A 25785-nucleotide genomic window follows, 5' to 3' on the forward strand; every position below is an offset into this window, starting at 1 on the left:
ACAGAAACAAGTGTGGCTTCGAGAGCTTCAGCCATCTTGTGTAACAGGCAAACGAACAACAAAACAGAACATAAATCAACGCACCTCCCCGACCTCAGAACGCGTAACCGTTAAGAAAAATAAAAGCAAATCCGTTAAGAATTATCTGCTGTTTGACCGAAGGGAGTTCAGATAATTTAGTATTTGCTTTTATTTTTTAGGTGGAGCATTACAGTCTTGACTTTTTGTTTCTTTTGTGTCAAGACAAAAGAAAAGAGAAAAATCTAATCCTCCCTACTCCCATCATCCGCCATCCTAACCATCTTCGGCGTAAACTTCGCCACCACATCAACCAGTTCTTTCTGCGATTCCATGACTAAATTGATGTCTTTGTACGCCATTGGGGCTTCGTCTAAACCGGCACCAATTAACGTTACGCCATGATCTTTTAAAATAGCCTGCATCTCGTTGGGAGTAATTTTTTTAATAGCCTGCGTTCTACTCATTTGACGTCCTGCACCGTGTGATGCCGAGTTGATGGCTTCTTCCTCGCCTTTTCCTCTAACCAGAAATCCGGGTGCGGTCATACTTCCGGGAATGATTCCCATAACGCCTTTACCCGCCGGGGTTGCCCCTTTTCTGTGGACGATAACTTCTTCACCGTTCCAGACTTCTTTCCAGGCGAAATTATGATGGTTTTCCACTTTGGCTAAAACGGTTGCTCCTAAGGCTTTCTCCATTTTATCGTGAATGATTTCGTGACACGCAGACGCATAATCTCCGGCTAAATTCATGGCAATCCAGTATTCCTGACCTAATTCGGAATTTAAATCTAAATAAGCCAAGTTTTGGGCTTCGTATGGTAATTTACAAACCTGTTTTGCCATTTTGGTGTAATGACCGGCAATAGTTGCGCCTAAACCTCTTGAACCGGAATGTGTTAATAAAGCTACGTATTTTCCTTTTGGAATGTTCAGCGCAGCATCGTCTTCCATGAACTCCATGATACCGAATTCCACAAAGTGATTTCCGCCACCGGATGATCCTAACTGTGACCAGGCTTTGTCTTTTAAATTCTTAATGAAGGAATGATTGTCAAATTCTGTTCTTCCCAACACTTCATGATCGGATTTGTATTGTCCATGAAAACCATGACCGGCTCCGAATTTGGAATGTGCCATCAGCTCACGTTTGAACTTGTCTTCATTTTCATAGTAAAAAAGTTCCGGAATATCGTAAACCGATAAGGCCATTCTGCAACCGATATCAACACCGACACCGTAAGGAATGATGGCATTGTTTGTTGCCAAAACCCCGCCAATAGGTAATCCGTAACCCTGATGGGCATCGGGCATTAAAGCGCCGGCCACTGTAACGGGTAATTTCATGGCAATTTCCATTTGTTTTTTAGCGCCTTCTTCAATATGTTCCCCTCCGAAAAGTTTGAAATCGTTTGGTGTTTGGTTTAAACTGATAAAATCTTCCGGTTTCTCGTTCGCTTTTTCAATCAAAGCCGAAGCTAACTTGCTGAAATTCTTATCATCAAGGTAGTTTTCAGGAGCTTCCAAGATGTTTTTGTAATGCTCCATCATTTGCTCCCTTGTAAAACCAAGCCTTTTTTTGTTGATTCTTAAGGCAATTCCTAATGCTGCACTTGATTCGTAACCAATGGCTAATAAATCGTTTCCGTTGATTGGTGTGTTCATAATTCTAAATTAAATCTTTTTTGGTAACCCTGATGAGATTCGAACTCATATTCCCTCTCGGGCATTGCGGCTCTAAATACGCTTCCCTACTTTCCCTAACGATTTCGGTGCCTCTGTAAATTCTACCCATTAGTCCGCGCAGGTCTAACCGGAATATCCGCAAACACTACAGTAAGAACAATTTTGCTGCAGGCTTTTCCTTTTAAGCTACAAGGTCATGTTTTGTTTGAAATAAATTAATTTTTCAAATCGTTTTCATCGATACTAATGTTAACGTCTTCGCAAAATTTTTCAAGCTGATTTTTATCAATAATTTTTGAATTAAAACCTCTTACTACTAAAAGATAATAAGTGTTTAATAGTTTTGTTTTTACTTCTGTCAATTCACTGTTTACTATTCGTTTAGGCACATCTGGCTTACCGGTTGAAAATTCACAAATTCCTTTGCATATCGGACAGAAATCATGTATTGGCTCTCCGTGATTTTCAATGAAATTTAGTTGTGCGTTTGACATGATTTTAAATCTTTTATAATGTTCTTCAATTGCTTTTAACGCACTTTTTACTTCAGCTTCCCAGAATTCAAAATTTGCAAAATGACCTGATAGTTTATAGGAAGGCATGCTTTTGAATTTAACCAATTGAACTGTAATTAAATCTGCTTTTTCTATTGTGTATATCATAAATTAAAGATTTTGAATTATTTCCTGAACAAAGTTGAAAACCCAGTACGCATTTATTTTGCGCAGTTAAAAATGCTTTAGAAAATCGTAGCAATAGCTGAGTTTTTGCAGCCCTTCTTCTTTTTTAGCATTCATGATATACTCTTCAATGAACCTCATAAAATCATTTTTGTTTTCTCGTATCCAGTTTAATAAAATGGCTGAAAGTTCCTCGGATACAAAACCACAGGTTATTTTTGTTCCTCTCGAATTAATATCGTTTAAGGTCAATTCGCTGATGATGAGCATTCCTTTTTCGTTTAGGTTTGCTTTCCAGATGTCCAGTAATGGTTGAATCGGGATTTGCGCCGTATAAAACATATTCAGAATTGAGGTCAGCGTTTCATCTTCAGGAAATGATTCACTGCTAAAACATTCCGTTACAAATGCTTTGGCAAAATCCAGTAATACCTCTTTCTCTATTTCTTTTGACCAATAAGAATCGTTTTCGAAATTTAAATTCTTAAGGCTTAAAGAGGTATCAATAGCCGACGGGAACTCAAAACGACTGATCAATTCCAGGTATCTGGGAAGAAAGTACTTGAACTCGTTCATGTTATAATCAAGAGCCTGAGCATGATCATTGTATTCGTTGATCAGTTCAACCGGGATTTCCTTTAACGGCAGTGTTAGCAGTTTTCGGGCATCTTCTGCGGTTACACAACAATCCGTGCAAACATTTGTTACGGTTGAAGGTCTGGGATAATTAAACACGGTATAGGCTTTTGTTACTATGGCAGCTAAGGACATAATCAGTTTTTTTGTTTGATGATACAAAGTTGAAAATCTTCTACGTAGTGATTCTGCGTAGTGTTTTTTTGTTTTTAAAAAAGAGGCAACAAGCCTGTATAGTCTAATAATCATCTGGTATACGAAGTAACTATACAGTACGACACTCTTTTAGGCATAAGAGCAAAAATCTATAAATGTTCTATAGGATTCGAACCTATGTAAAATCAACCAACCGAAGTAACACTTATAACCGGCATCTTATGTTATAAAAGAAGCAAAAAGCGTAGCATGAAACGGGGCATGTCAAAGCCGGAATCGAACCGGATAGCCTTGCTGGTTTTACAACTTCGCTATTCCTCCCCTAATGGTGACGAAGTAACACGCTACTACGGCATTCTTTTTATTTTCAATCTTTTTATAGAACTTTCACTGAAACAGCACGGGCTAGGCAAAAAACGATAAATGATATATACATGCTCTACCAGCTGAGCTACTCTTCCATTTCTTTTTTCTCTTGTGGAAGAGGTGGGATTCGAACCCACGACCCTGACGTCCCTAACGAAGTAACACTTATCTACGACACTTTCCAGTACTGTTTCAGTGAACTTTCTGAAGCAAAGGTTTATATGTACTGCGCAATTATTTTGCGCTGTTCTTTAAAAAGTACCGCAGCCCTTGCAACTGCGGCATTTTTTTACAAATCAATGCTTTTGATATATTGCAATGCTGTGGTTTTATCTTCCAAAGCATGTAAAATGTCAAACACTTTATCTGACCAGCCTGCAATAAGGTGTACGTCTTGCTGCTTGATATCCAACGGTGTGGTACCATGACCTGCCAAATCGAATAAATACAGTTTAGCATTAGGTGCGATGGTTTTGTAACGCTTCCAAGTATTTTCAAAGGAATGTGCAGTAAAGTTGCTGTTCCACATCTGAATATCGGTGAACATCATGACTTTATCAACGATTACTTTTCGCTTGATCAAATCTTCCAATACCAAATAACCGTTAGTGGAATAACCAACCTCGCCTTCACGTCGGTAAAACTCCTGAACATTAGCCAAAACATTTCGTTTCGACATGTTGATCACTTTCCAGGTATCACCAAACATACCACTTATTACATTTTTACAGCGGGATTGCATCAACATACCCAATAGTAAACCGATATCGTACAAAAGCACTTTACTGTTTTTAGATATTGGTTTTTGCATCGAACCGGAAACATCGCAGGCCACCACTACTGAAGTGTTTTCATTGAAACCTTTGATGTTTTGCGCACTGTGCATCACGGCATCTTCCAAAGCGTCTAATACCATGGAGGTGTATGGTGATTTCATTATTTTAATCTCACGATAAGCCGCAAGGAAGCGGAATGGCAATTGCTTTGAATTCGCTACCGCATTGGCATTGCTCAAATATTGACACACTTTTTCCATATGAACATAAGATACTTCCGCTTCGATTATATTGCGAAGGTTACGCATCATGGCCATATAACCCACTTGGTTACTGTCGATCAATTCTTCCCATTTTTGTCGGAAGGCTTGTTTCTTTTCCGTTTCATTTTTGAACGAATGCTGACCAACTTGCGACAACTCCGTTTCCCAGGTATAAGGAATGGCGAGGTTGTTATCTGCTATTTTGTTGAAAATCAATTGCTGGGCTTCATCTTTTGCTTTTGGGTGTACCAAGAACAAAGCATCCCGCAATTTCACTTCACCCTGACGGTTGTATTTTGCAAACTGGTATTCATCAAATCGGTTGAAGGAAACAGCTAAACCTTTTTGTAATTGTTTTGACAAGCGGTTTAGTTTCTTTGTCTCATTACGGTTGTTCGCCATCTGATAGTAAGCTAATAACTCGGTTATCTCATCGGCACGCTGAATTACTTTCTGTACCGTTTTGTTCACTAAATCGTTGCCTGAATTGATTTTAGCCAATTCCACCGTCAATACCATCGGAACCGAACGCATGTACATTTCGTTGCGAACATATACGGCCAATTTAGCGGTAAACTCAGGATCGCATTTCTGAATCAGTTTTTGGATTCTTTTTAAACGATCGCTGCCTTTTTCGTAAGTAACATCATTTAATCCCGAAGTTACCACAGCTGAATACAATTCCATTTCCGGCGACATGCTGTAGGCTTTGGCACCTTCGTAGTTGGTCACTACATTTTTTTCTCTTTTAAAATAATTAAATTTCATCTCGGTTACTTTTAAATTAAACATTTGTTCCTTTCGACATGGCAAAGATGCGTAGCGGTATACGCAATTATTTTGCGCAGTAAAAAAAGAAAGTTATTTTTGATAAAATTATCAGGATGGATTTACAGCAACTATTCACGGAATTACTTGTAAAGATTGGCTTTTCGGAAGATGAAACGATAATGCGATGGATTGCGTTACAAAAAGCGTATTCCCATAAATCAAGACATTATCACAACCTGACACATCTGGAAGAAATGATTTTCTGGTTTGAAAAGTATAAAAATGAACTTCAGTTTCCGCATGAAGTGTTGTACGCCATTTTCTATCATGATTATGTTTACAACAGTTCCCGCAAAGACAATGAATTAAAAAGTGCCGAGTTAGCGGTTTCCCTGCTTTCGGAGCATTCGTCGGTTAACAAAGACAGGATTTACAAGCTGATTATGGTGACCAAAGACCATTTGTGTACTGATAACAATGATGAAAAATGGTTAATCGATTTTGATTTGAAAATCCTTTCAAAAGAATGGGAAGATTACACCGTTTATTACAAACAGATTCGTAAAGAATACAGCATCTACCCTTACTTTCTGTACAATCCCGGCAGAAAAAAGGCTTTAGAACATTTTTTGGAGCATGATTTCATCTACCAAACCGAAGAATTCAGAAGCCTATACGAACAACAAGCCAGAATTAATATCCAAAAGGAAATTGATCTGTTGTAAACCCACTGTTAACTGAGACTGAAAACTGAGACTGAAAACTGAGACTAAACACTGAAAAAAATGGCTCAAAACAAAAACGCACTAATCCGCTATAAAACCATAGACAAATGTCTCCAAAACCATTATCGTACCTGGACTTTGGAGGATTTGATAGAGGCTTGTTCCGATGCTTTGTATGAATATGAAGGAAAAGAATCGCCTGTAAGCAAACGTACCGTTCAGTTGGACATACAGATGATGCGCAGCGAGAAGCTTGGTTACAATGCGCCAATTGTGGTGCATGATAAGAAGTATTATAAATATGAAGACAATGAATTTTCCATTACCGATATTCCGTTAACTGAAACCGATATCAACGTGCTTACCGAAACCGTTTCGATGCTGAAACAGTTTAAAGATTTTTCGCTTTTCAACGATGTTTCGGATATTCTTCAGCGACTGGAAGATAAAATCTATGCAGAGAAATCCCATACGCAGCCGGTGATTCATCTGGATAAAAACGATAACCTGAAAGGCTTGCATTTTCTGGATGAAATCTATCAGGCAATAGTTAAAAAAGTAGTTTTAGTGATTACATATAAGTCATTCAAATCCAAAGAAGAACAGAAATTTATTTTTCATCCTTTCATCCTTAAGGAATTCAATAACCGTTGGTTTTTAATTGGCCGAAAAAAGCAAAGCCAGCCGATAACCAATTTGGCTTTAGACCGGATTATTTCTATTGATTATGATTTCAATGCAACGTATCTGGAAAATAATTTCAATCCTGAAACTTTCTATAAAAATGTGATCGGAGTAACGGTAAACGAAGGGTTGCGGCCACAACGCATAGAACTTTGGATTGACAGAGCCAATGCGCCTTACGTACTTACAAAACCGCTCCATCATTCGCAGCGGCTTATTAAAACCAATGAGGACGGAAGCATCATTGTTCATGTCTTCCTAATCATCAATTATGAATTTGAAAGGATTTTATTGGGCTTTGGCAACGGGCTTAACGTAATGCGACCTGAATTTTTGCGCAAACGAATGAAAAACATCCTGTATGATGCCATAAAGCAGTATGAAGAAAATGTTGAACCGGAAACAACTATTGTGAAATAATTTTCGGAGGGATTTGTCTTTAAAACAAAATTGTCCTTTTCTTTTTTGTAGCTTTGGGATTACAATCAACTAACGAAAATCATTATGAAACAGTCGGATAAAATGAGTATGGCCCAGGAACAACAGCATGAATTGCTTAAAGTGCTGCAAACCCGTTTTGAGAAAAACAAAGCCCGTCATAAAGAACTGCATTGGAATGAAGTACAGGCAAAACTGGAAACCAATCCTGATAAATTATGGTCGTTGAACGAAATGGAAAACACTGGCGGTGAACCGGATGTTATCGGTTTTGATGCAAAAACAAAGGAATATATTTTTTGTGACTGTTCCGCTGAAACCCCTAAAGGACGCAGAAGTATCTGTTACGATCGTGAAGCACTGGATTCCAGAAAAGAACATAAGCCCAAAAACAGCGCTATCGATATGGCAAAAGCCATGAATATTGAAATCTTATCTGAAGAACAATACCGTGAATTACAGCAACTGGGTGATTTTGATATGAAATCATCAAGTTGGATAAAAACACCAGCCGCTATCCGAAAATTAGGAGGTGCTTTGTTTTGCGATTTTCGCTACGGCACGACATTTGTGTATCATAACGGCGCGGAGTCATATTATGCCGTAAGAGGTTTCAGAGGAATATTGAAAGTGTAAAAACATTTAACCAAACAGCGTTACCATGGACAATTCCAGAGTGTACAAAATGAAATTCGCGAGTGTTTATCCACATTATATTACTAAGGCGGAAAAGAAAGGCCGTACTAAAGCAGAAGTACACGAAATTATTTTCTGGCTCACCGGCTATGACGAAAAAACCTTTCAGCATCATTTGGACAACCAAACGGATTTTGAAACCTTTTTTGCACAGGCACCTCAAATCAATCCTAATGTTTCTAAAATTACCGGTGTAATCTGTGGGTATCGTATTGAAGATATTGAAGATAAACTCATGCGGGAAATCCGCTATCTGGACAAACTGATTGACGAGTTGGCAAAAGGAAGGCCGATGGAAAAGATTCTTCGAAAATAAAAGACAAACTGCTGGATTAATAAAAATACTGTTTTAGTGAGAGTCATACTTGGAAAATGCTTTAGAGTATTAGCAATACTACTGTTCTGCCTGATGATAACACCGTCCTTTGCATATAGAGGAGATTCGGTTTATTCTCTTGCTGTTGCGGTTTTTATTTTGGTGTTTGTTAATATTGCCCAGATTTTAGCTCCGATTTCTATTTTAAAGAATGTCTTTCTTTACGGGGCTCTTATCGGTTATTATATATTTATCTCGCTTTGGGCTTCTGATTTCGGCTTTCAGAAGGATTTTGAATTCAGAAACGAAACATTAAGCTACAAATACTCTTTCTTTAACGGTACTTATCACAAATTGTTTGGTAAGAATAGCGATAAGAATGCTTTATCGTTCAACGAAAACCTTAAACAACAAGCCATCGGCATTCATCTTTTTACGGAATGTGAACTGTATGAAAGAGAGAAAAATTATTCTGATAAACAGAAAGAAGCGATGATTAATACCATTGAGGCGCTTCATAATCGTGAAAAATACACCAGCGGCTATTTAAAAAATATGATTGAAACCGAAGTGGCCAAAACACCACTCTATTTTGAGGATTACAAATACCTGGCTAAAACCGATAAGGTATTTATCGACAGTGTTTATAAATACCGTCATGAAATATTCAATATATTTTATGAAGAATAATTGAAAATTATCATTCTAATTACCTGACAGAACCAAATTTAAACATGACAAAAAAGCTATTAAGCAATTCAGAAGAACATGAAATTGTTCAAGCCATCGCAGCGGCCGAAAAAAAGACTTCCGGTGAAATCCGTGTCCATATCGAATACGGAAACAAAAAACCTTCCTTTGAAAGCGCACACAAGGTTTTCCATGAATTGGGAATGGGTGACACTGATTTAAAAAACGGAGTTTTGTTCTTTATCTGTGTGAAATCGAAATCGCTCATTATTATCGGCGACAAAGGCATTAATGATAAAGTTGCCCCTGATTTCTGGGAAGCCACCAAGAATAACGTTCTGGAGCTCTTCAAACAGGGTTTGTTTAAAAAAGGGCTTGTTACAGGAATTGAACAGGCTGCCAATCAATTACAGCTCTTCTTCCCTTTTGAGCAGGAAAACGCAAACGAATTGTCAAACGAAATTTCATCCTACTAATGAAGAAATTACTTTTATTAGCCCTTATTTTCAATAGTTTTTTAAGTGTTACAGCACAGATAAATATTCCTGAAAGACCAAAACAGATTCCATTTATAATTGACAGTACCATTACGTTAACTTTTGATGAAAAGGCAATTTTAAATCAAAAACTGAAGAACTATTGCCTCACTACATCAACTGAAATTATGGTCATGGTCGTTTATTCCACAGAAGGTGTAAAAATCGAGTCGTATGCAAAAGCGCTCGGACAGAAATGGGGCATCGGCAAACGCGGAAAAGACAACGGTATCGTAATGCTTATTGCCAAAGACGACCGAAACATGACCATTCAAAACGGCTACGGAATCGAGGCTGTAATGACTAATGCCGAAACAAAACGAATCATCGATCAGGTAATAACCCCGCAATTTAAGGAAGGGGATTTCTTCATGGGAATCAGCCAGGGACTCAATGCTATTTTCGATAAACTGAAAACTGAATTTACAAATGAAAGCCAAACCGTTGCTGTTGAGAACTTTGTTACTGATTTACAGCGGGAACCGGGCAGTTATCAAGGGATAAGTAATGTTCCTGTTGTGGCTGAAGAAAAATCACCTGAAGAGGAACAGTCGGCTTTTGCTACGGTTTTTGCTATTGGGTTTCTTTGCTTTGCGTTGTTTATTTTTATAGTTGTTGCTATTATAAGACTGGCTCAGGGTAAAACAGTGTTCGGGCAGCATGCTAATTACGGTTATACCAATATGGGCGGTTCCGGAGTTAGCAACAATTTTTATATGAGACCCCGATTTTACAATAACAACCGCAACTATTCCTCCAGTAGCAGTAGCATTGGAAGTAGTTCCGGTAGTAGTTTCAGCAGCGGTTCTTTCAGCTCAGGAAGCAGTTCATCCAGTTCTTCCGGCAGTGGCGGATCTTTTGGTAGGGGCGGTGCTTCAGGAGGCTGGTAATTTGAGCCTTCTTCCCTATTCGATGCTACATTGAACTGTTAATACCATTTTTTAAATTAAACAATCAGAAAAAAATTGCACTATACAAAGGCGTAGACGATTTAACTTAACTTATTGATTATAAAGTTATTACGTGTCTGTTTTTAAATAATTAAACAAATACTTATCTTCTTTTATTAGTAAATTTGTAGTATATTTTTTTTTACTATAAACAACTTTAAATCAATAAATTATGAGTATCAGATTAGGAGACACTGCACCTGATTTTCAGGCGGAAACCACACAAGGTATCATTCATTTTCATGATTGGATTGGTGATGGTTGGGCGATTCTTTTTTCGCACCCAAAAGATTTTACGCCAGTTTGTACTACCGAACTGGGGCACATGGCAAAACTCGAATCTGAGTTTAAACTTCGTAATTGCAAGGTTATCGGGTTGAGTGTAGATCCTGTGGAAAGCCACCTTAAATGGGAAAAAGACATTGAGGAAACAACAGGGTTTGCAGTAAATTATCCACTGATAGGCGATCCAAACCTGGCCATTGCAAAATTATATGATATGCTACCTGCTGAAGAACCTGATACTTCAGAAGGCAGAACTGCTCTCAATAATCAAACGGTCAGAACCGTATTTGTTGTCGGTCCTGATAAAAAAATTAAACTGCACCTAACCTATCCAATGACAACAGGCCGTAACTTTGATGAAATACTGCGTGTGCTTGATTCTATGCAACTCACCGCTACTCATAAAGTTGCCACACCAGTGAATTGGAAAACTGGCGAGGATGTAATTATCGTTACCTCAGTGACTGACGATGAAGCAAAAGAAAAATACCCTGAAGGATGGAAAACACTCAAACCATATCTTCGTATTGTGCATCAGCCAACTCTAAACTAATAATGCGGAAGAATTAATAAAGCTGTACTTTCTTCTGAAAAAAGTAGAAGAATATCTCAATTTAAAAAAATAAAAGGAATGCTAAATAAATTGGTTATTAATTTTTAACAGATGAAAACAACACTATTTTATTTCACTCTTTTTTTGCTATTAGTTTCCTGTGATGACAAATCAAAATCCTCTCAAGAACCCAATACATCAACTGATACACATGCCGGAAAACTAATTGATTTATCGTATGATTTTTCAGATGAAACGATTTATTGGGTTACTGCGGAGGAATTTAAATTAGATACCGTCTTCAATGGCGATACACCGAAAGGGTATTATTATTCCGCTAATAATTTCAGTGCAGCGGAACACGGCGGAACCCACGTAGATGCACCAATCCACTTCTCAAAAACAGGGCAAACCGTAGATGAAATCCCGCTTGAAAAATTAATTGGGAAAGCTATTAAAATTGATATTTCAGCAAAGGCGCTTTCTAATCCGGATTATTTGATTAGTGTTCAGGATTTTCTTGATTGGGAGAAAAAAGAGAAAACAGGTATTCCGAATGGCAGTATTGTCCTATTGCAAACCGGTTTTTCAAAATATTATCCAGACAAGGTCAAATATCTGGGAACTGGTAATCGTGGGGATAAAGCCGTAAAAGAATTGCATTTCCCGGGTCTTTCCCCTGAAGCGGCAAAATGGTTGGTTGAAAAACGTAATATTAATGCCATCGGCATCGATACGCCAAGTATTGATTATGGACAATCAACGTATTTTGAAAGTCATGTGACGTTGCTTTCTAAAAACATTCCTGCTTTTGAGAACCTCGCTAACCTTGATCAATTGCCAAGTAAAGGATTTGAAATCATAGCATTACCCATGAAAATCAAAGGAGGAAGTGGCGCTCCCTTGCGGATTATCGCTATTGTTGAATAACAATTGCCAAAGACGTTTCTTCCTTTCCAAAAATCTTGAACCTTATGAATTAAAAGAAACAAAAGCATGGAAGAGGCCCTTGTTTAAACTCGCTGAAAATCTGTAAGTTATAAATTAAGGGTCACAAACTACGGCATGATAATTGCGGGCTAAATTTGTATTTTAATTCTTTTCAAACTATGAAAACAGTAAAGTTATCAATGCTCTTAGTTGTTATTTTATCACTTATTAGTTTTAATAAAACAAACGACAATAATGATGATCAAATACTTTGGGATAGCAATCGAAAATTAGTTTGGGAGGATTTTAAAGGAAATGTTGATACAAGCATGCCAAATACTGAAGCATTGACGGCTTCTATTATTGAAGTCACAGCTTCGTATTATGAAAATGAGATACCCAAATTTAACATTTCATCCTACTTTATAAAAAGCCAATCATGGACTACAACCAACAGTGTATTCACGCTGGAACATGAACAATTACATTTCGATATCACTGAAATTTTCGCCCGAAAAATCAGAAAAGAATTTGAAATTTTATACACGAAAAAATGCACTGATATTTCTAAATACGAGGAAGTACATTCCCGTTTAGGAGCGTTATGCAAGAAATATCAGAACGACTATGATAAAGCTGTTTATTCTAATGATACTGCGCAAAAAATATGGTCGCAAAAAGTTGCCGGTGAATTGTTTCGGTTAAAAAAATACGCATATATTCCAACAGAAAAAAAGTAACCCTTTAATGGTAGATTGTGGCTCTTGATTGCGAACTGAGGTCGTCGCGCTCTGTTGCGGATTATCGCTATTGTTGATTGAGGACTGTAACTTATTTTGATGAAAAATAACAAATAAAAAAGCCGTCTCGTTAACTAAAACGAGACGGCTTTTTCTATAAAAACTATTTTTTAGTATTTCAATAATTCCAACAATTCTGTTTCAAATCGCTCTTTCGGTAAATACTGATCTTCCAACGATTTCATAAAAGGAATAGCCGATTCCAAACTTCCCACACGTTTCACAGGAGCATCAAGGTGTTCAAAACAATTCTCCATAATCATCGCCGAGATATCACTCGCAATTCCTCCGAATAAAGTATCTTCCTGAAGAATGATTACGCGGTTTGTTTTCTTAACCGATGCATAGATTGCGTCCCAATCCAACGGTTGTAAAGAACGTAAGTCTAACAAATCTGCAGAGATTTCAGTGTGTTTAGCTAAAGTTTCTAAAGCCCAGTGTACACCAGCACCAAAAGAAATGATAGTTACATCGTTACCTTCTTTCAATAAAGCTGCTTTTCCAAACGGTAAAGTGTAATACTCTTTAGGTACATCCTGATAAACACTGCGGTATAATTGCTTGTGCTCGAAGAACATTACCGGGTTTGGATCGTTAATGGCTGTATTTAATAATCCTTTTGCGTCATAAGGGAATGCCGGATAAACTACTTTTAAACCTGGAGTTTTGGTAAACCATGCTTCATTGGTTTGTGAGTGGAATGGTCCTGCCTGTGTACCGCCTCCGCAAGGCATACGCACTACCACATCGGATTTCTCCTGCCAACGATAGTGTTGTTTTGCTAATAAGTTTACAATCGGGTTGAATCCGGTAGATACGAAATCAGCGAACTGCATTTCCACTACTGCTTTATGCCCGTTGATAGACAAACCATTTGCTGCTGAAACGATAACGCTTTCGCAGATAGGTGTATTACGAACTCTTTCTTTCCCGAATTTGTCCACAAATCCTTCCGTGATTTTGAATGCCCCGCCGTATTCAGCGATGTCTTGTCCCATCACCACTAAATTTGGATGACGTTCCATAGACTGGCTTAATCCCTGGGAAATTGCATCAATCACACGGATATTTTCGGTTTCACCTTTAGGCTCAATGCTTTCGAAGGAATACGGAGCGTATACATCGTTCAATTCTTCATCTAAATCGGCAACAATTGCAGGTTCTTCCTGAACTTTTGCCCAATCCGTATCGATTTCTTTTTTAATTTCCGCACGGAAAGCTTCGTCCTGCTCCTCTGTTAAGACAGCGGTCGCTTTCAGGTAGTTTCTGTAATTTTCAACAGGATCTTTGATAGCCCACATGTCCATCAATTCCTGAGGAACATATTTGGTACCACTCGCCTCTTCGTGCCCGCGCATACGGAAGGTCATGAATTCCAATAATACCGGACGCGGATTATCAATCATGGAAGCTTTTAATTCAGAAATTAAGTTGAATACTTCCAGAATGTTGTTTCCGTCTACCACATGGCTTTCCATTCCGTAACCAACACCTCTGTCTGCCAGTTGCTCACAACGGTATTGTTCGTTGGTTGGCGTGGATAATCCGTAACCGTTGTTTTCAATTACGAATAAAACCGGAAGTTCCCATACAGAAGCTACGTTTAAAGCCTCGTGGAAATCTCCTTCGGAAGTTGCTCCTTCTCCTGTAAATACAGCGGTAACTTTTCCGTTTTTCTTTAATTTATTGGCTAAGGCGATTCCGTCTGCCACACCCATTTGCGGGCCAAGGTGCGAAATCATACCTATAATATTATATTCCTGGGTTCCGAAGTGGAACGAACGGTCACGTCCTTTGGTAAAACCGTTAGCTTTTCCCTGCCATTGTGAGAACAAACGGTGCAAAGGAATTTCTCTTGTAGTGAATACACCTAAGTTACGGTGCATCGGTAAAATATACTCGTCTTTGTCCAGAACCGAAGTAATTCCCACGGAAATGGCTTCCTGACCGATTCCTGAGAACCATTTGGATACTTTCCCTTGACGGATAAGGATTAACATTTTTTCCTCAATCAGTCTCGGCTTCAGGATTTTTTTATATAAATCTAGTAATTGCTCGTTAGTTAGTTGTTTTCTGTCGAAGTTCATTGTATTGTACTTTTTTAACGCTCCCAAAAGTATAAAAAATAACACTTTTAGCCTAAATTGTTGTGGATAAATATTTCGTTAAAATCTGATTCTTTCAAACTTCCCTTTTCCAAACTTTCGAATTGTTAACAACTTAATTATTTTATTCCGGAAATTATTCTCTACATTTGTTTTTATAATGGTTTCAAACCGAAAAAGTTATTAACAAAAACTAAGTACAATGCAAAACATTCCTAGTGTTGACTTACGTGATTTCCTGTCGGATGATCCGGCACGTAAACAAAAATTTGTAAATGAAATCGGAAAAGCCTACGAAGAAATTGGATTCGTAGCATTAAAAGGTCATTTCTTAGATGACAAATTAGTAGATGAACTTTACAGTGAAGTTCGTAATTTCTTTAACCTTCCAATCGAAGTAAAAGAGAAATACGAAATCCCTGGAATCGGCGGACAAAGGGGCTATGTTTCTTTCGGAAAAGAACATGCTAAAGGTCGTTCAGCCGGAGACTTAAAAGAATTCTGGCACTTTGGTCAGTATGTAAGTGAAGGTTCAAAATACGCTTCGGAATATCCTGAAAACGTTACAGTTGCAGAATTACCAAAATTCAATACGGTTGGAAAAGAAGCCTACCAGATGTTGGAGAAAACAGGTATTTATGTTTTAAGAGCTTTAGCAATCTATATCGGGTTAGACGAATTCTACTTTGATCAATACATCAAAGACGGAAACAGTATTTTAAGACCAATCCATTACCCACCTATTACTGATGAACCAAAAGACGGTGCTGTTCGTGCTGCTGCTCACGGGGATATCAACCTTATTACCTTATTGATGGGAGCGCAAGGGAAAGGATTGCAGGTACAAAATCACGACGGCCAATGGATTGATGCCATCGCTGAACCGGACGAATTAGTTATCAATGTTGGGGATATGTTATCCCGTCACACCAATAATAAATTAAAATCAACTATTCACCAGGTAGTAAATCCGCCTAGAGAATTATGGGGAACTTCCCGTTTTTCCATTCCGTTCTTTATGCACCCTGTTGGAGATATGTCATTAAACTGTCTGGAGAACTGTATCGATGCAGAACATCCTAAATTGTATGACGACATCACAGCCGGTGATTTCTTATACGAACGTTTAGTAGATTTAGGATTGATTAAAAAATAATTTTTCTTAAAAATACATCTTACAAATTCCAAATTCCAAGTCAAATTGGGGTTTGGAATTTAATTTTTAAATACCTTTGAATTTATAGGAAATTCTCCTTGAAAATTTCATATTTATGGACTTACGCGATCAATTAAAAAACCTATTCCCAGAACACCAAGAATCGAATGAACCGGAAGAAGTTCAGGACGAGAATCATGAATTGTTCATTCAGAAAGAACCTTTAATCTGCAAATTCGAAAAACGTAAAGGGAAAGTCAATACGATAATCGAAGGCTACGAAGGCGAAATGGAAGATTTCAAGATCCTGGCCAAAGAAATCAAGACCAAATTGAGTGTTGGCGGCAGTTTTAAAGACGATGCCATCATCATTCAGGGCGATTATCGTGAGAAAATCATGGAAATGCTTAAAGAAAAAGGGTTTAAAGTGAAGCGTGTTGGCGGATAAGTAATAGTTTTAGTCGCAGTCGCAGTCGCAGTCGCAGTCGCAGTCGCAGTCGCAGTTGAGCTACTATAAACACACAACTAGTAACCAAGTAACTCAGAAAAAAATTATGGCAGCAATAAAATCATCAGAATTAATATTAAATCCGGACGGAAGTATTTATCACCTAAACCTGAAACCGGAACATATCGCTCATGATATTATTTTCGTTGGCGACCAGCATCGTGTGGAGAAAATTACACAACATTTTGATTCCGTTGAGTTTACCACTCAAAAACGTGAATTTAAAACACAAACCGGAATCTACAAAGGCAAACGTTTAACGGTTATGTCTACAGGAATCGGCCCTGATAATATTGATATCGTTTTAAACGAATTAGACGCTTTGGTAAATGTGGATCTGGAAACCCGCCAGCCAAAAGCAAATCTGACGTCTTTAAATATCATTCGTATCGGAACTTCAGGTTCTTTACAGGCGGATATTCCGGTAGACAGCATTGTAATGTCTGAATATGCAATTGGTCTGGACAACATGCTTCGCTCCTATTTAATTGATGAAGTGACCGATAAAAACATTGAAGAAGCCTTTATCAACCATACCAATTGGGATTTGCGAAAAGGACGCCCTTACGTAGTAAAAGTAAGTGAAAAATTAGCCAAACTGATTGAAAGTGAAGCCACTCACAAAGGTTTCACCGGAACGGCAGGCGGATTTTACGGCCCACAGGGACGCGTGGTTCGTTTGAACATTCAGGACGAAAACCTGAACCAGAAAATGGACAACTTCAACTACAACGGCATCCGAATGACCAATCTGGAAATGGAAACCGCGGCTATTTATGGTTTAGGAAAATTGTTAGGCCACGAAACGTTATCGATGAATGCAATTATTGCCAATCGTGCCAACGGAACCTTCAGTGCAGATCCGTACAAAGCTGTGGATGAATTGATTGTGTATGTTTTAAATAAGCTGGTTGAATAAATGAACCTCAGAATTGCAAGGCATACAGACGATTTAGAAAAGATTAAATCATTTTATATTGATATCTTAGGCTTTGAATTGCTGGGCAGTTTTGAAAATCATGATCACTACGATGGGATTTTCATCGGCAGACAAAATTCGGACTGGCATCTGGAATTTACAAAATCGGATGAAAAAGCGAATCATTTGCCTGATGAAGATGATATCACAGTGTTTTATCCGACTACAGTTTCAGAATACAACGAACTGATAAATAGAATAATAAGTAATAATATTGAAATGGTTCTTTCCAAGAATCCGTATTGGAATGCTAATGGTAAAATGATTGTTGATCCGGATGGATTCAGGATTATTATTTCAAATCTGAAAGCTGTTTAATGAATATTAGAATAGAAACCGAACGCCTTATTTTAAGACCGATTGTTACTTCTGATGTGGAAGGAATGTTTTTATTGGACAGTAATCCTAATGTAAACACGTATTTAGGAAACAATCCCGTTAAAACTATCGAAGAAAGCATCGGTTACATCAATAATCTCAACAATCAATACCAAACGAACGGTATTGGACGATTTGCAGTGGTATTAAAGGAAACCAATGAATTTATTGGCTGGTCCGGGATTAAATTCCTCACAGAACCCGGAGAATACAAAGTAAATGTTTATGAAATAGGATATCGTTTTCGGGAAGAATTCTGGGGAAAAGGGTATGCCAGTGAAGCCGCATTTGCATGGATTAATTACGGTTTTACGGAAATGAAAATCCCTAAAATATATGCTTCGGTAAATAAAGAAAACCTTGCGTCAAAAAGAATACTTGAAAAATTAGGCATGCAGATCACTTCCGAATTTTTATGGAAGGACATACCTTGTTATTGGTTAGAACTTGAAAACAATACATTATGAAATCGCCACTAAAGAGAAGTTTGCTCGCAAACACCAATAAACAAAAGGCGACCCGAGCGGTAGCTAACTGGCGAAGCATACCATATATGACCTTAAAAAAATAAAATATACATATATGAAAATCATAATAGAAACCGAACGTTTATTGATTCGTGAAATGATCCCTTCTGATAAAGACGGTATTTTTCATTTGGATTCCGATATGGATGTCCATGAATTTTTAGGCAAGAATCCGATTAAAACCATTGAAGAAGCACAGAACGTTATCGATTTTGTCCGCCTACAGTATCAGGAAAACGGAATTGGCCGTTGGGCAGTATTGCTGAAGGAAAATCATGAATTTATTGGTTGGGCCGGCCTGAAACTGTATAAGGAGGAAATTAACGGTCATCAGAATTTCTATGATTTAGGCTATCGTTTTATCAAGAATTTCTGGCAGAAAGGCTATGGTTATGAAGCAGCAAAAGCTTGTCTGGACTACGCTTTTAACGAAATGCACCTGAAAACCGTGTATGCCCACACCATGGTTGGAAACGAAGGTTCTAAAAGGATTCTTGAAAAATTAGGCATGACGAACACCGGAACTTTTTTTCATGAAGAGGATGAATGTTTCTGGTTTGAAATAAATAAAAAAGATTACAGGAATGATTAATCTAAATTCAAATGGTTTTCTCACTAATTTGCTCGCTGCAAAAGGAATCGAATCATGGGAAGAATTTTTAGGTTTTATCAAGGTCATTCCATACGGCAGAAATCGAAATAGAAATGATTTTTCATTGGTAATCACTGAAAAAAAAGGGACTTGCAGTTCTAAACACGCTTTAGCAGCCTCTGTGGCCATTGAAAATAAAATTCCTAACGTAGCGCTAATTTTGGGAATGTATAAAATGAACGAAAGCAACACGCCTATCGGAACATTGCTTTCTGACAACAACATTCTGTATATTCCGGAAGCACATTGTTATTTAAAAATTGATGGAAAACATGTTGATTTAACGACTAATGTTTCTGATTTTGATAAGATCAGGCAAGATATACTGAATGAAATAATTATTCAACCGGAACAGGTTGGGGATTTTAAAGTGGATTATCATAAAGAATATCTGAAAAATTGGCTGACTGAATCTAATATAAAACTTACTTTAGAAGAGCTTTGGGAATTGCGTGAAACTTGTATTGAAGCACTTTCAAAAAACAATTAAAACAATGAAAACAGTACGTATAGCTGGAGTTCCAGAGCATTTTAATCTGCCTTGGCATTTGTGTATCGAAAACGGTGAATTTGATGAAGTAGATATCGATTTACAATGGACCGATGTTCCGGAAGGTACCGGTAAAATGTGTCAAATGTTACGCGACGGGGAAACGGATATGGCAGTTATTCTATCCGAAGGAATCGTAAAAGATATTTCGGCCGGAAATGATGCGTCTATCGTTCAGGTTTATGTTCAGTCGCCTTTGATTTGGGGGATTCATGTTGATGCTAAATCCGGTTTTCAATCTTTATCCGATCTGGAAAATAAAAAAGTGGCTATCAGCAGAATGGGCTCCGGTTCGCATTTGATGGCTATCGTGAATGCCAAAAGCCAAAACTGGAATACAGAAACCATTGCCTTTGAAATTGTAAATACGATCGATGGTGCCGTGGAAGCGCTTTCTTCCGGTAAAGCCGATTATTTCATGTGGGAGCGTTTTATGACCAAGCCCTTGGTGGACAACGGGACTTTCAGAAGAATTGACGACTGCCCTACTCCTTGGCCTTGTTTCGTAATCGCTGTGAGAAATGAGTTTCTGAAAAACAACAAACACGTGGTAAATCAGGTTTTGGAAATTATCAACAATACTACAATTGAGTTTAAAGAAATCCCGAGTATTGACAGAACTTTGGCTACTCGCTACCATCAAAAACTGGAAGATATCCAACAATGGCTGAAACTTACACGTTGGTCACAAAAGAAATTAGATAAAACCACGTTTGATAAAATACAGAACCAATTATTTGAGTTAAATTTGATTACAGAAAAAACCAACTACGAAACTGTGGTACAATAAACAGCTTCAAGAGAATGCTTCCGTCAACGCCAACAAAACTCCAGTTGCTTAAAAAAAGGTTTTCCCTGCCAAAGCCCTGGGACACTGTTGTTATTTTTCTGTTGAACATTCTTATTGCAGTTCCTGTTTTTATCATTGCCCATCAGAATTTTATTGATCCGGAATGGTTTCTCCATATTGACCGGATCATTTTGTTTATCATAATTCTGGTGGTTATACAGTTAACTCTGAGATTGTTGAAAACCATTATTGTAGTTTGTATTTTTCTTTATCTGATTGCCTTGATTTGGGGAACTCTTTTAGGTGGTTATGGTTTTGGTTCTGTATTTGAAGATTATCAGGCCATGATCTATACGATGAACGAAAATACTAATCCTCAGGATGTTATCATTTCCAAGTTGTTACCCTTTCCTAATAAATCAAAAATCATTGACGCTGTTGATTACGATAATCCCCGCGTTAGGAATTTTGCATTAAAGGCTACAACACTTCATTTTAAAGATGTTAAAGGACACCGGGAATACCGTCAGGTAATACAATGTTTTGCTGTTTTTAAGGAAATCCGCAACCGGTGGAATTATGTAAATGATCCGAAAGGCCGCGAATACATCGCTTATGCCAGTGAATCCCTGCAACATTTTTCGGGTGATTGTGATGATCACGCCATCTTTACTTCCGCCCTGATACGCGCCATCGGCGGAACACCGAGAATTATTCATACCGGAGGACACCTCTATCCGGAAATGTTAATCGGTAGAAAAGCAGATTTTGAAAACATCAATTATCTGATCAAAGAAGTTTTATTCAAAGATGAATCGAAAGGCAAAGATGTGCACTATCATATTGATGAAAGAGGCCAGATTTGGCTAAACCTCGATTACACAGCAAGATACCCGGGCGGCCCTTTCATGAGCGAAGAAATTCTGGGAGCTCTTACTTTTAATTAAGCAACCTTTTGCTATATTTACCATCATATAATTAAAAACGATTTATGAAATCGCCACTGACAACAAGTTTGTTTCAAACAACAATACTTAAAAAGGCGATACCATATGTTACCTATGAAAAACAAATCTAAACATATGAAAAAACTTGCATTACTGGGTTTACTGTTTTTTCAGTTTGCCAATGCGCAACAGGATTCGACAGTTGTTGAAAATCCGCTTTTACCGAAAAAAAATGAAATCAGATTAGATGTTGTCTCTCTGATTGCAAAAGGAAAACTTCATGTTAGTTACGAACGATTCCTTAAAAATGACTTCTCCGTTGGTTTGAGTACCAGCCTGAGAGTCGGAAAAAGAGATAAAGAAGATTTTGATGAAAACTTCAACAATACGCTTCCGGAATATGAAATAAACCCTTTCGTTCGTTACTCGTTGTCTAAAAGTCATAAAACCTTTTATTTCGTAGAAGCGTTTATGTCTGTTAATGGCGGGAAATACAAAGAGTTGAAGCATATGCCTGATGGTTTAGGAAACAATTATGTTCTTGTTGTAGAGGATAATTATACCGATTTGGCCATTGGTGGCGCTGTAGGCTACAAACTTTATTTTAGTGATAAATACGCCGTTGAATTGTTCGTAGGTGTCGGTAAGAACTTATTGAATACAGATGTAAGTCCTACTTATGTTCAACGTGTTGGTGCTAATTTTGGTTACAGATTCTAAAAAAATATACATGAAAACAATTCGCTTATTTTTACTAACTGTTTTAGGTATTGTGTCACTTACTTCGTGTAAAAGCGATGATGATTTTTACAATGCCGTTTATCTGGATGTGGCCGATTTGATTACAATCGATACTCCGCCCAGTTATACAACCGGTGATAATCTGGAATTTCACACTGATTTTTCAAGATATTTACCGGAAGCAAATCAAGCTAATCTTTTGGATATCTACAGAACCAGTGGAGCGGAATCTTTCCGGTTTGCTTATCGTTTAGAGAAAAAAGATGCTAATAACAACTGGAACAATGTGTTAGGAGCCAATGATGAATACAGCGTAGCTGAAGCAGTTTATCAGTCTGGAACCATGACCTATAAATGTGATGTGGCAGTACCTTTAACAACGACTGGTCAGTACCGTCTGAGTTTTGGAGAAAGTTATACCGGAGCTGCAACTACGGAACTGATCTCGAGAAACCCTTCAGATAAAACTTTGGTATTGATTTCTACCAACGCCAACGCTCTTGATGCTTTTGGATATTATCAATTTACGGTTAATTAAAGAATAAAAAAATCCACCAAAAGGTGGATTTTTTATTACCAGTTTATTGCTTTCTCTCCTTTTTGATTCAGGAAACTATTGGTTTTGCTGAAATGCTTATTGTCAAACCATAATCCTCTGTTAGCACTCAATGGCGAAGGGTGCCCGGTTTCTAAGACGTAATGTTTCTTTCTGTCAATTTTAGCACCTTTCTTTTTGGCAAATCCGCCCCAAAGCAAAAAAACGACCTGCTCTTTTTCTTGCGATATTTTTTGGATAATCGCATCCGTAAAAGTTTCCCATCCTTTCTTTTGATGACTGCCTGCTTCACTTTCACGAACGGTCAGCGTAGCGTTCAGAAGCAAAATTCCCTGATCTGCCCAACGCTCTAAGTTTCCGGATTCGGGAAATTGGATACCTAAATCCTTCTCAATTTCTTTAAAAATATTAACCAGCGAAGGCGGTAAAGGTATTCCGTCATTCACCGAAAAGCACAACCCGTTGGCCTGCCCTGCTCCATGATACGGATCCTGGCCAATGATTACGACTTTCACTTTATCAAAAGGACAATGGTCAAATGCCGAAAAAATCTGCTTCTCTTCAGGATAACATTTCTGTGTGGCATATTCGTTTTGTACAAACGAAATAAGGCTTTTAAAATAAGGCTTTTCAAACTCGGAAGCCAGAACAGTACCCCAGGATGGGTGAATATCAACTTGCATTGGATAAAATTTTCCCAAAAATATGAAATTCTATTGCATCAAGCCTTCCAACCTTTGTAACTTTGATGCTTTGTAACCAGTAAGATGATTTCAATTAACAATAAAACATTACAGGATTTAGAATTTACTACCGTGCTTGAAACGGTTTCCGATTTGTGTACCACAGAATTAGGAAAACAGAAAGCTGTCGATATAAAGCCATTTAAAACAAAAGATATTCTGATGGATGCTTTGCTGCAAACCTCAGAGTATGTTTCGTCATATAGCAACAATAACGCTATCCCTAATCATTATTTTGATGAAATAACCAACGAATTAAAGTTTTTGGCTATTGAGGATAGTTTTCTGGAAGTCAGCAGTTTCAAAAAGATTGCTACGATTTCTGAAACTACGAATACCTTGCTGCTTTTTTTAAAGAAGTTTGATGATTATTACCCGAAATTAAGCGAAAAAGCCTCTTCCATAGAACTGACAAAATTTATTATCCAGAAGATTGATGAAGTCCTTGATAAATATGGAGAGATAAAAGATACCGCTTCTCCGGCTTTGGCCGAAATCCGTAAAAACATGAATCTTGTTCGCGGAAAGATCAACCAGAGTTTCGGGATGGCGTTGTCCAGTTACAACAGCCTTGGTTATTTGGACGATATTCGCGAAACCATTGTGGATAACAGAAGAGTTTTAGCCGTTATGGCGATGTACCGAAAAAAGGTTAAAGGAACCATTTTAGGTAGTTCTAAAACCGGGAGCATTGCTTATATAGAACCGGAAGCCACGTTGCGGTATTCAAGGGAATTGAGTAATCTGGAATATGAAGAGCGGGAAGAAATCACGCGGATTTTAAAGCAGCTTACTAACGCGATTCGGCCGTATACGGAGCTTTTGCATCAATATCAGGATTTCTTAAGTGATATGGATGTTGTTGCAGGAAAAGCCCGTTATGCCAACAGAATAAACGGAATCCTTCCTGCTATCAACAATGAAAAACGTTTGTATTTCAGGGAAGCCTTCCATCCTATTTTGTTTTTAAACAATAAAGCTAAAAACAAGCCCACGTTTCCGCAAACCATTGAACTGGTGAATGACAGTAGGATTATTGTTATTTCCGGGCCAAATGCCGGTGGAAAAAGTATTACGCTTAAAACCATAGGTTTGCTGCAATTGATGTTGCAATGCGGGATGCTGATTCCGGTACACGAGCGCAGTGAAACCTTCTTGTTTGATCGGATTCTTACGGATATCGGAGATAATCAATCTATTGAAAATCACCTGAGTACGTATAGTTATCGATTGAAGAACATGAACTATTTTCTCAAGAAGTGTAATGCAAAGACTTTGTTCTTAATCGATGAATTCGGAACGGGTTCAGATCCTGAATTGGGTGGCGCTTTAGCAGAAGTTTTTCTCGAGGAATTCTACGAACGGGAAGCATTCGGTATCATTACAACGCATTATACCAATTTAAAAATTTTGGCTAATGAGCTTCCGTTTGCTATTAACGCCAACATGCTTTTTGATGAAAAATCACTGGAACCAATGTATAAATTGCATTTGGGTCAAGCCGGTAGTTCCTTTACTTTCGAAGTAGCGCAGAAAAACGGTATACCTTTCGGATTGATTAATCGTGCTAAAAAGAAAATAGAAGGCGAAAAAGTACGTTTTGATAAAACCATTGCCAATCTTCAGAAAGAGCGTTCCAAGCTGGAAAAAACATCGCAAAACCTGAAAGAAGAGGAAAGCCGTGCCCGTGAGGAGAGCAAAAAAATGGAAAACATCAATACGAAAATCCAGCAAAAATTGGAAAGTTATCAGGAATTATACGATTCTAACCAACGTCTCGTTTATATGGGACAGAAACTGGATGATATTTCCGAGAAATACTTCAACAATAAGAACAAGAAAGAATTGATCAGTGAATTCCTGAAAATGGTGGAAATTGAAAATTCAAAACGTAAAAAAATTACAGCCAAGGAGAAAAAAGCTAAGGAAGTAATTCAAAAGCAGGTTATTGAAGAAGTAAAAGAAAAGGTAGACGAAATCCGTAAAGAGAAGAAAGAGAAAAAAATAAAAGCCCAGAAAGAAGAGGCCAATAAGCCTAAAATCCCTTTAAAAGTTGGTGACAGAGTGCGAATGATCGATGGAAAAGCCGTTGGAAGTATCGATAGTATTGAAAAAAACAAAGCAACAGTAAATTACGGGATTTTTACCTCCAAGGTCGATTTAGACAGTCTGGAATTAGTAGAACGAATGAAATAA

General features: G+C 37.8%; 30 protein-coding genes. 23 read left to right on the forward strand and 7 right to left on the reverse strand.

Translation table 11 applies throughout. From position 1 onward, the window contains the following. Positions 1-263 precede the first annotated feature (263 nt). The 4 genes from ACWPKD_RS02660 to ACWPKD_RS02675 all read right to left on the reverse strand — a co-directional run bounded on the left by ACWPKD_RS02660 (position 264) and on the right by ACWPKD_RS02675 (position 3157). Positions 264-1685, reverse strand: a complete 1422-nt coding sequence (locus ACWPKD_RS02660; RefSeq protein ID WP_455411128.1) for an RtcB family protein — start codon at positions 1683-1685, stop codon at positions 264-266. Positions 1686-1689: 4 nt separating this feature from the next. Next, positions 1690-1815, reverse strand: a complete 126-nt coding sequence (locus ACWPKD_RS02665; RefSeq protein ID WP_455411129.1) for a hypothetical protein — start codon at positions 1813-1815, stop codon at positions 1690-1692. Between the two features lie 106 nt (positions 1816-1921). Beyond that, positions 1922-2368: a hypothetical protein gene (locus ACWPKD_RS02670; RefSeq protein WP_455411130.1), complete on the reverse strand. Its 447-nt coding sequence runs from the start codon at positions 2366-2368 to the stop codon at positions 1922-1924. 66 nt (positions 2369-2434) lie between these two features. Then, the gene (locus tag ACWPKD_RS02675) at positions 2435-3157 is read right to left on the reverse strand and encodes a hypothetical protein (RefSeq protein ID WP_455411131.1); all 723 of its coding nucleotides are present in this window, start codon (positions 3155-3157) and stop codon (positions 2435-2437) included. Positions 3158-3439: 282 nt separating this feature from the next. Between ACWPKD_RS02675 and ACWPKD_RS02680 the strand changes: the two genes are divergently transcribed. Continuing rightward, complete coding sequence (locus ACWPKD_RS02680; protein ID WP_455411132.1) at positions 3440-3601, forward strand: hypothetical protein; 162 nt, start codon at positions 3440-3442, stop codon at positions 3599-3601. Between the two features lie 232 nt (positions 3602-3833). Here the strand turns inward: ACWPKD_RS02680 and ACWPKD_RS02685 are convergent, their stop codons facing one another. Next, complete coding sequence (locus ACWPKD_RS02685) at positions 3834-5351, reverse strand: TROVE domain-containing protein (RefSeq protein WP_455411133.1); 1518 nt, start codon at positions 5349-5351, stop codon at positions 3834-3836. 116 nt (positions 5352-5467) lie between these two features. Between ACWPKD_RS02685 and ACWPKD_RS02690 the strand changes: the two genes are divergently transcribed. From ACWPKD_RS02690 to ACWPKD_RS02735, 10 genes are all read left to right on the forward strand, one after another. Continuing rightward, complete coding sequence (locus ACWPKD_RS02690) at positions 5468-6079, forward strand: HD domain-containing protein (protein ID WP_455411134.1); 612 nt, start codon at positions 5468-5470, stop codon at positions 6077-6079. Between the two features lie 60 nt (positions 6080-6139). Further along, complete coding sequence (locus ACWPKD_RS02695; protein ID WP_455411135.1) at positions 6140-7183, forward strand: helix-turn-helix transcriptional regulator; 1044 nt, start codon at positions 6140-6142, stop codon at positions 7181-7183. Positions 7184-7267: 84 nt separating this feature from the next. Beyond that, complete coding sequence (locus tag ACWPKD_RS02700) at positions 7268-7837, forward strand: DUF4256 domain-containing protein (RefSeq protein ID WP_455411136.1); 570 nt, start codon at positions 7268-7270, stop codon at positions 7835-7837. 25 nt (positions 7838-7862) lie between these two features. Beyond that, positions 7863-8213, forward strand: coding sequence for a DUF2200 domain-containing protein (locus ACWPKD_RS02705; RefSeq protein ID WP_455411137.1), 351 nt, complete (start codon positions 7863-7865; stop codon positions 8211-8213). A 36-nt stretch (positions 8214-8249) separates the two neighbouring features. Next, the gene (locus ACWPKD_RS02710; protein ID WP_455411138.1) at positions 8250-8903 is read left to right on the forward strand and encodes a hypothetical protein; all 654 of its coding nucleotides are present in this window, start codon (positions 8250-8252) and stop codon (positions 8901-8903) included. Positions 8904-8947: 44 nt separating this feature from the next. After that, on the forward strand, positions 8948-9379 hold the full coding sequence (locus ACWPKD_RS02715) for a TPM domain-containing protein (protein ID WP_455411139.1): 432 nt from the start codon (positions 8948-8950) through the stop codon (positions 9377-9379). Next, a complete protein-coding gene (locus ACWPKD_RS02720; protein ID WP_455411140.1) occupies positions 9379-10329 on the forward strand; it encodes a TPM domain-containing protein in 951 nt (316 codons plus the stop codon). Before ACWPKD_RS02715 ends, ACWPKD_RS02720 begins: the two co-directional genes overlap by 1 nt. 229 nt (positions 10330-10558) lie before the next feature. Further along, the gene (locus tag ACWPKD_RS02725) at positions 10559-11227 is read left to right on the forward strand and encodes a peroxiredoxin (protein ID WP_455411399.1); all 669 of its coding nucleotides are present in this window, start codon (positions 10559-10561) and stop codon (positions 11225-11227) included. A gap of 111 nt (positions 11228-11338) precedes the next feature. Then, a complete protein-coding gene (locus tag ACWPKD_RS02730) occupies positions 11339-12157 on the forward strand; it encodes a cyclase family protein (RefSeq protein WP_455411141.1) in 819 nt (272 codons plus the stop codon). A gap of 179 nt (positions 12158-12336) precedes the next feature. After that, positions 12337-12897, forward strand: coding sequence for a hypothetical protein (locus ACWPKD_RS02735; protein WP_455411142.1), 561 nt, complete (start codon positions 12337-12339; stop codon positions 12895-12897). A 170-nt stretch (positions 12898-13067) separates the two neighbouring features. On the opposite strand, the gene ACWPKD_RS02740 is transcribed toward ACWPKD_RS02735, so the two are convergent. Continuing rightward, positions 13068-15044, reverse strand: a complete 1977-nt coding sequence (locus tag ACWPKD_RS02740; protein ID WP_455411143.1) for an alpha-ketoacid dehydrogenase subunit alpha/beta — start codon at positions 15042-15044, stop codon at positions 13068-13070. 220 nt (positions 15045-15264) lie between these two features. Between ACWPKD_RS02740 and ACWPKD_RS02745 the strand changes: the two genes are divergently transcribed. From ACWPKD_RS02745 to ACWPKD_RS02795, 11 genes are all read left to right on the forward strand, one after another. Further along, entirely contained in the window at positions 15265-16218 is a 954-nt protein-coding gene (locus ACWPKD_RS02745; RefSeq protein WP_455411144.1) for an isopenicillin N synthase family dioxygenase, read from the forward strand. Between the two features lie 115 nt (positions 16219-16333). Next, positions 16334-16666: a translation initiation factor gene (locus tag ACWPKD_RS02750; protein ID WP_455411145.1), complete on the forward strand. Its 333-nt coding sequence runs from the start codon at positions 16334-16336 to the stop codon at positions 16664-16666. 106 nt (positions 16667-16772) lie between these two features. After that, complete coding sequence (locus ACWPKD_RS02755) at positions 16773-17645, forward strand: nucleoside phosphorylase (RefSeq protein WP_455411146.1); 873 nt, start codon at positions 16773-16775, stop codon at positions 17643-17645. Then, complete coding sequence (locus ACWPKD_RS02760) at positions 17646-18023, forward strand: VOC family protein (protein ID WP_455411147.1); 378 nt, start codon at positions 17646-17648, stop codon at positions 18021-18023. It begins immediately after the preceding gene. Next, positions 18023-18550, forward strand: coding sequence for a GNAT family N-acetyltransferase (locus tag ACWPKD_RS02765; protein ID WP_455411148.1), 528 nt, complete (start codon positions 18023-18025; stop codon positions 18548-18550). The genes ACWPKD_RS02760 and ACWPKD_RS02765 overlap by 1 nt, the downstream gene beginning before the upstream one ends. Positions 18551-18665: 115 nt before the next feature. Next, a complete protein-coding gene (locus ACWPKD_RS02770; protein WP_455411149.1) occupies positions 18666-19202 on the forward strand; it encodes a GNAT family N-acetyltransferase in 537 nt (178 codons plus the stop codon). Further along, the gene (locus tag ACWPKD_RS02775) at positions 19195-19752 is read left to right on the forward strand and encodes a hypothetical protein (protein WP_455411150.1); all 558 of its coding nucleotides are present in this window, start codon (positions 19195-19197) and stop codon (positions 19750-19752) included. The genes ACWPKD_RS02770 and ACWPKD_RS02775 overlap by 8 nt, the downstream gene beginning before the upstream one ends. A gap of 4 nt (positions 19753-19756) precedes the next feature. Further along, positions 19757-20602 carry a substrate-binding domain-containing protein gene (locus ACWPKD_RS02780; RefSeq protein WP_455411151.1) on the forward strand — a complete coding sequence of 282 codons (846 nt, stop codon included), beginning with the start codon at positions 19757-19759 and terminating at the stop codon, positions 20600-20602. 14 nt (positions 20603-20616) lie between these two features. Beyond that, entirely contained in the window at positions 20617-21549 is a 933-nt protein-coding gene (locus ACWPKD_RS02785; protein ID WP_455411152.1) for a transglutaminase, read from the forward strand. 135 nt (positions 21550-21684) lie between these two features. Continuing rightward, entirely contained in the window at positions 21685-22269 is a 585-nt protein-coding gene (locus tag ACWPKD_RS02790; protein WP_455411153.1) for a hypothetical protein, read from the forward strand. Between the two features lie 10 nt (positions 22270-22279). After that, positions 22280-22828 (forward strand): hypothetical protein, encoded by a 549-nt coding sequence (locus ACWPKD_RS02795; RefSeq protein WP_455411154.1) that lies wholly within the window; start codon positions 22280-22282, stop codon positions 22826-22828. 35 nt (positions 22829-22863) lie between these two features. On the opposite strand, the gene ACWPKD_RS02800 is transcribed toward ACWPKD_RS02795, so the two are convergent. Further along, complete coding sequence (locus tag ACWPKD_RS02800; protein WP_455411155.1) at positions 22864-23529, reverse strand: uracil-DNA glycosylase; 666 nt, start codon at positions 23527-23529, stop codon at positions 22864-22866. A gap of 84 nt (positions 23530-23613) precedes the next feature. On the opposite strand from ACWPKD_RS02800, the gene ACWPKD_RS02805 reads away from it, so the two are divergent. Continuing rightward, complete coding sequence (locus ACWPKD_RS02805) at positions 23614-25785, forward strand: endonuclease MutS2 (RefSeq protein ID WP_455411156.1); 2172 nt, start codon at positions 23614-23616, stop codon at positions 25783-25785.

Source organism: Flavobacterium pedocola, assembly GCF_053764385.1.

What these genes read in the sequence shown, in the direction of transcription:
- ACWPKD_RS02660 (WP_455411128.1), bottom strand. Translation starts at nt 1,685, where the DNA reads ATGAACACACCAATCAACGGAAACGATTTATTAGCCATTGGTTACGAA.
- ACWPKD_RS02665 (WP_455411129.1), bottom strand. Translation starts at nt 1,815, where the DNA reads ATGGGTAGAATTTACAGAGGCACCGAAATCGTTAGGGAAAGTAGGGAA.
- ACWPKD_RS02670 (WP_455411130.1), bottom strand. Translation starts at nt 2,368, where the DNA reads ATGATATACACAATAGAAAAAGCAGATTTAATTACAGTTCAATTGGTT.
- ACWPKD_RS02675 (WP_455411131.1), bottom strand. Translation starts at nt 3,157, where the DNA reads ATGTCCTTAGCTGCCATAGTAACAAAAGCCTATACCGTGTTTAATTAT.
- ACWPKD_RS02680 (WP_455411132.1), top strand. Translation starts at nt 3,440, where the DNA reads ATGTCAAAGCCGGAATCGAACCGGATAGCCTTGCTGGTTTTACAACTT.
- ACWPKD_RS02685 (WP_455411133.1), bottom strand. Translation starts at nt 5,351, where the DNA reads ATGAAATTTAATTATTTTAAAAGAGAAAAAAATGTAGTGACCAACTAC.
- ACWPKD_RS02690 (WP_455411134.1), top strand. Translation starts at nt 5,468, where the DNA reads ATGGATTTACAGCAACTATTCACGGAATTACTTGTAAAGATTGGCTTT.
- ACWPKD_RS02695 (WP_455411135.1), top strand. Translation starts at nt 6,140, where the DNA reads ATGGCTCAAAACAAAAACGCACTAATCCGCTATAAAACCATAGACAAA.
- ACWPKD_RS02700 (WP_455411136.1), top strand. Translation starts at nt 7,268, where the DNA reads ATGAAACAGTCGGATAAAATGAGTATGGCCCAGGAACAACAGCATGAA.
- ACWPKD_RS02705 (WP_455411137.1), top strand. Translation starts at nt 7,863, where the DNA reads ATGGACAATTCCAGAGTGTACAAAATGAAATTCGCGAGTGTTTATCCA.
- ACWPKD_RS02715 (WP_455411139.1), top strand. Translation starts at nt 8,948, where the DNA reads ATGACAAAAAAGCTATTAAGCAATTCAGAAGAACATGAAATTGTTCAA.
- ACWPKD_RS02720 (WP_455411140.1), top strand. Translation starts at nt 9,379, where the DNA reads ATGAAGAAATTACTTTTATTAGCCCTTATTTTCAATAGTTTTTTAAGT.
- ACWPKD_RS02730 (WP_455411141.1), top strand. Translation starts at nt 11,339, where the DNA reads ATGAAAACAACACTATTTTATTTCACTCTTTTTTTGCTATTAGTTTCC.
- ACWPKD_RS02735 (WP_455411142.1), top strand. Translation starts at nt 12,337, where the DNA reads ATGAAAACAGTAAAGTTATCAATGCTCTTAGTTGTTATTTTATCACTT.
- ACWPKD_RS02740 (WP_455411143.1), bottom strand. Translation starts at nt 15,044, where the DNA reads ATGAACTTCGACAGAAAACAACTAACTAACGAGCAATTACTAGATTTA.
- ACWPKD_RS02745 (WP_455411144.1), top strand. Translation starts at nt 15,265, where the DNA reads ATGCAAAACATTCCTAGTGTTGACTTACGTGATTTCCTGTCGGATGAT.
- ACWPKD_RS02750 (WP_455411145.1), top strand. Translation starts at nt 16,334, where the DNA reads ATGGACTTACGCGATCAATTAAAAAACCTATTCCCAGAACACCAAGAA.
- ACWPKD_RS02755 (WP_455411146.1), top strand. Translation starts at nt 16,773, where the DNA reads ATGGCAGCAATAAAATCATCAGAATTAATATTAAATCCGGACGGAAGT.
- ACWPKD_RS02760 (WP_455411147.1), top strand. Translation starts at nt 17,646, where the DNA reads ATGAACCTCAGAATTGCAAGGCATACAGACGATTTAGAAAAGATTAAA.
- ACWPKD_RS02765 (WP_455411148.1), top strand. Translation starts at nt 18,023, where the DNA reads ATGAATATTAGAATAGAAACCGAACGCCTTATTTTAAGACCGATTGTT.
- ACWPKD_RS02770 (WP_455411149.1), top strand. Translation starts at nt 18,666, where the DNA reads ATGAAAATCATAATAGAAACCGAACGTTTATTGATTCGTGAAATGATC.
- ACWPKD_RS02775 (WP_455411150.1), top strand. Translation starts at nt 19,195, where the DNA reads ATGATTAATCTAAATTCAAATGGTTTTCTCACTAATTTGCTCGCTGCA.
- ACWPKD_RS02780 (WP_455411151.1), top strand. Translation starts at nt 19,757, where the DNA reads ATGAAAACAGTACGTATAGCTGGAGTTCCAGAGCATTTTAATCTGCCT.
- ACWPKD_RS02785 (WP_455411152.1), top strand. Translation starts at nt 20,617, where the DNA reads ATGCTTCCGTCAACGCCAACAAAACTCCAGTTGCTTAAAAAAAGGTTT.
- ACWPKD_RS02790 (WP_455411153.1), top strand. Translation starts at nt 21,685, where the DNA reads ATGAAAAAACTTGCATTACTGGGTTTACTGTTTTTTCAGTTTGCCAAT.
- ACWPKD_RS02795 (WP_455411154.1), top strand. Translation starts at nt 22,280, where the DNA reads ATGAAAACAATTCGCTTATTTTTACTAACTGTTTTAGGTATTGTGTCA.
- ACWPKD_RS02800 (WP_455411155.1), bottom strand. Translation starts at nt 23,529, where the DNA reads ATGCAAGTTGATATTCACCCATCCTGGGGTACTGTTCTGGCTTCCGAG.
- ACWPKD_RS02805 (WP_455411156.1), top strand. Translation starts at nt 23,614, where the DNA reads ATGATTTCAATTAACAATAAAACATTACAGGATTTAGAATTTACTACC.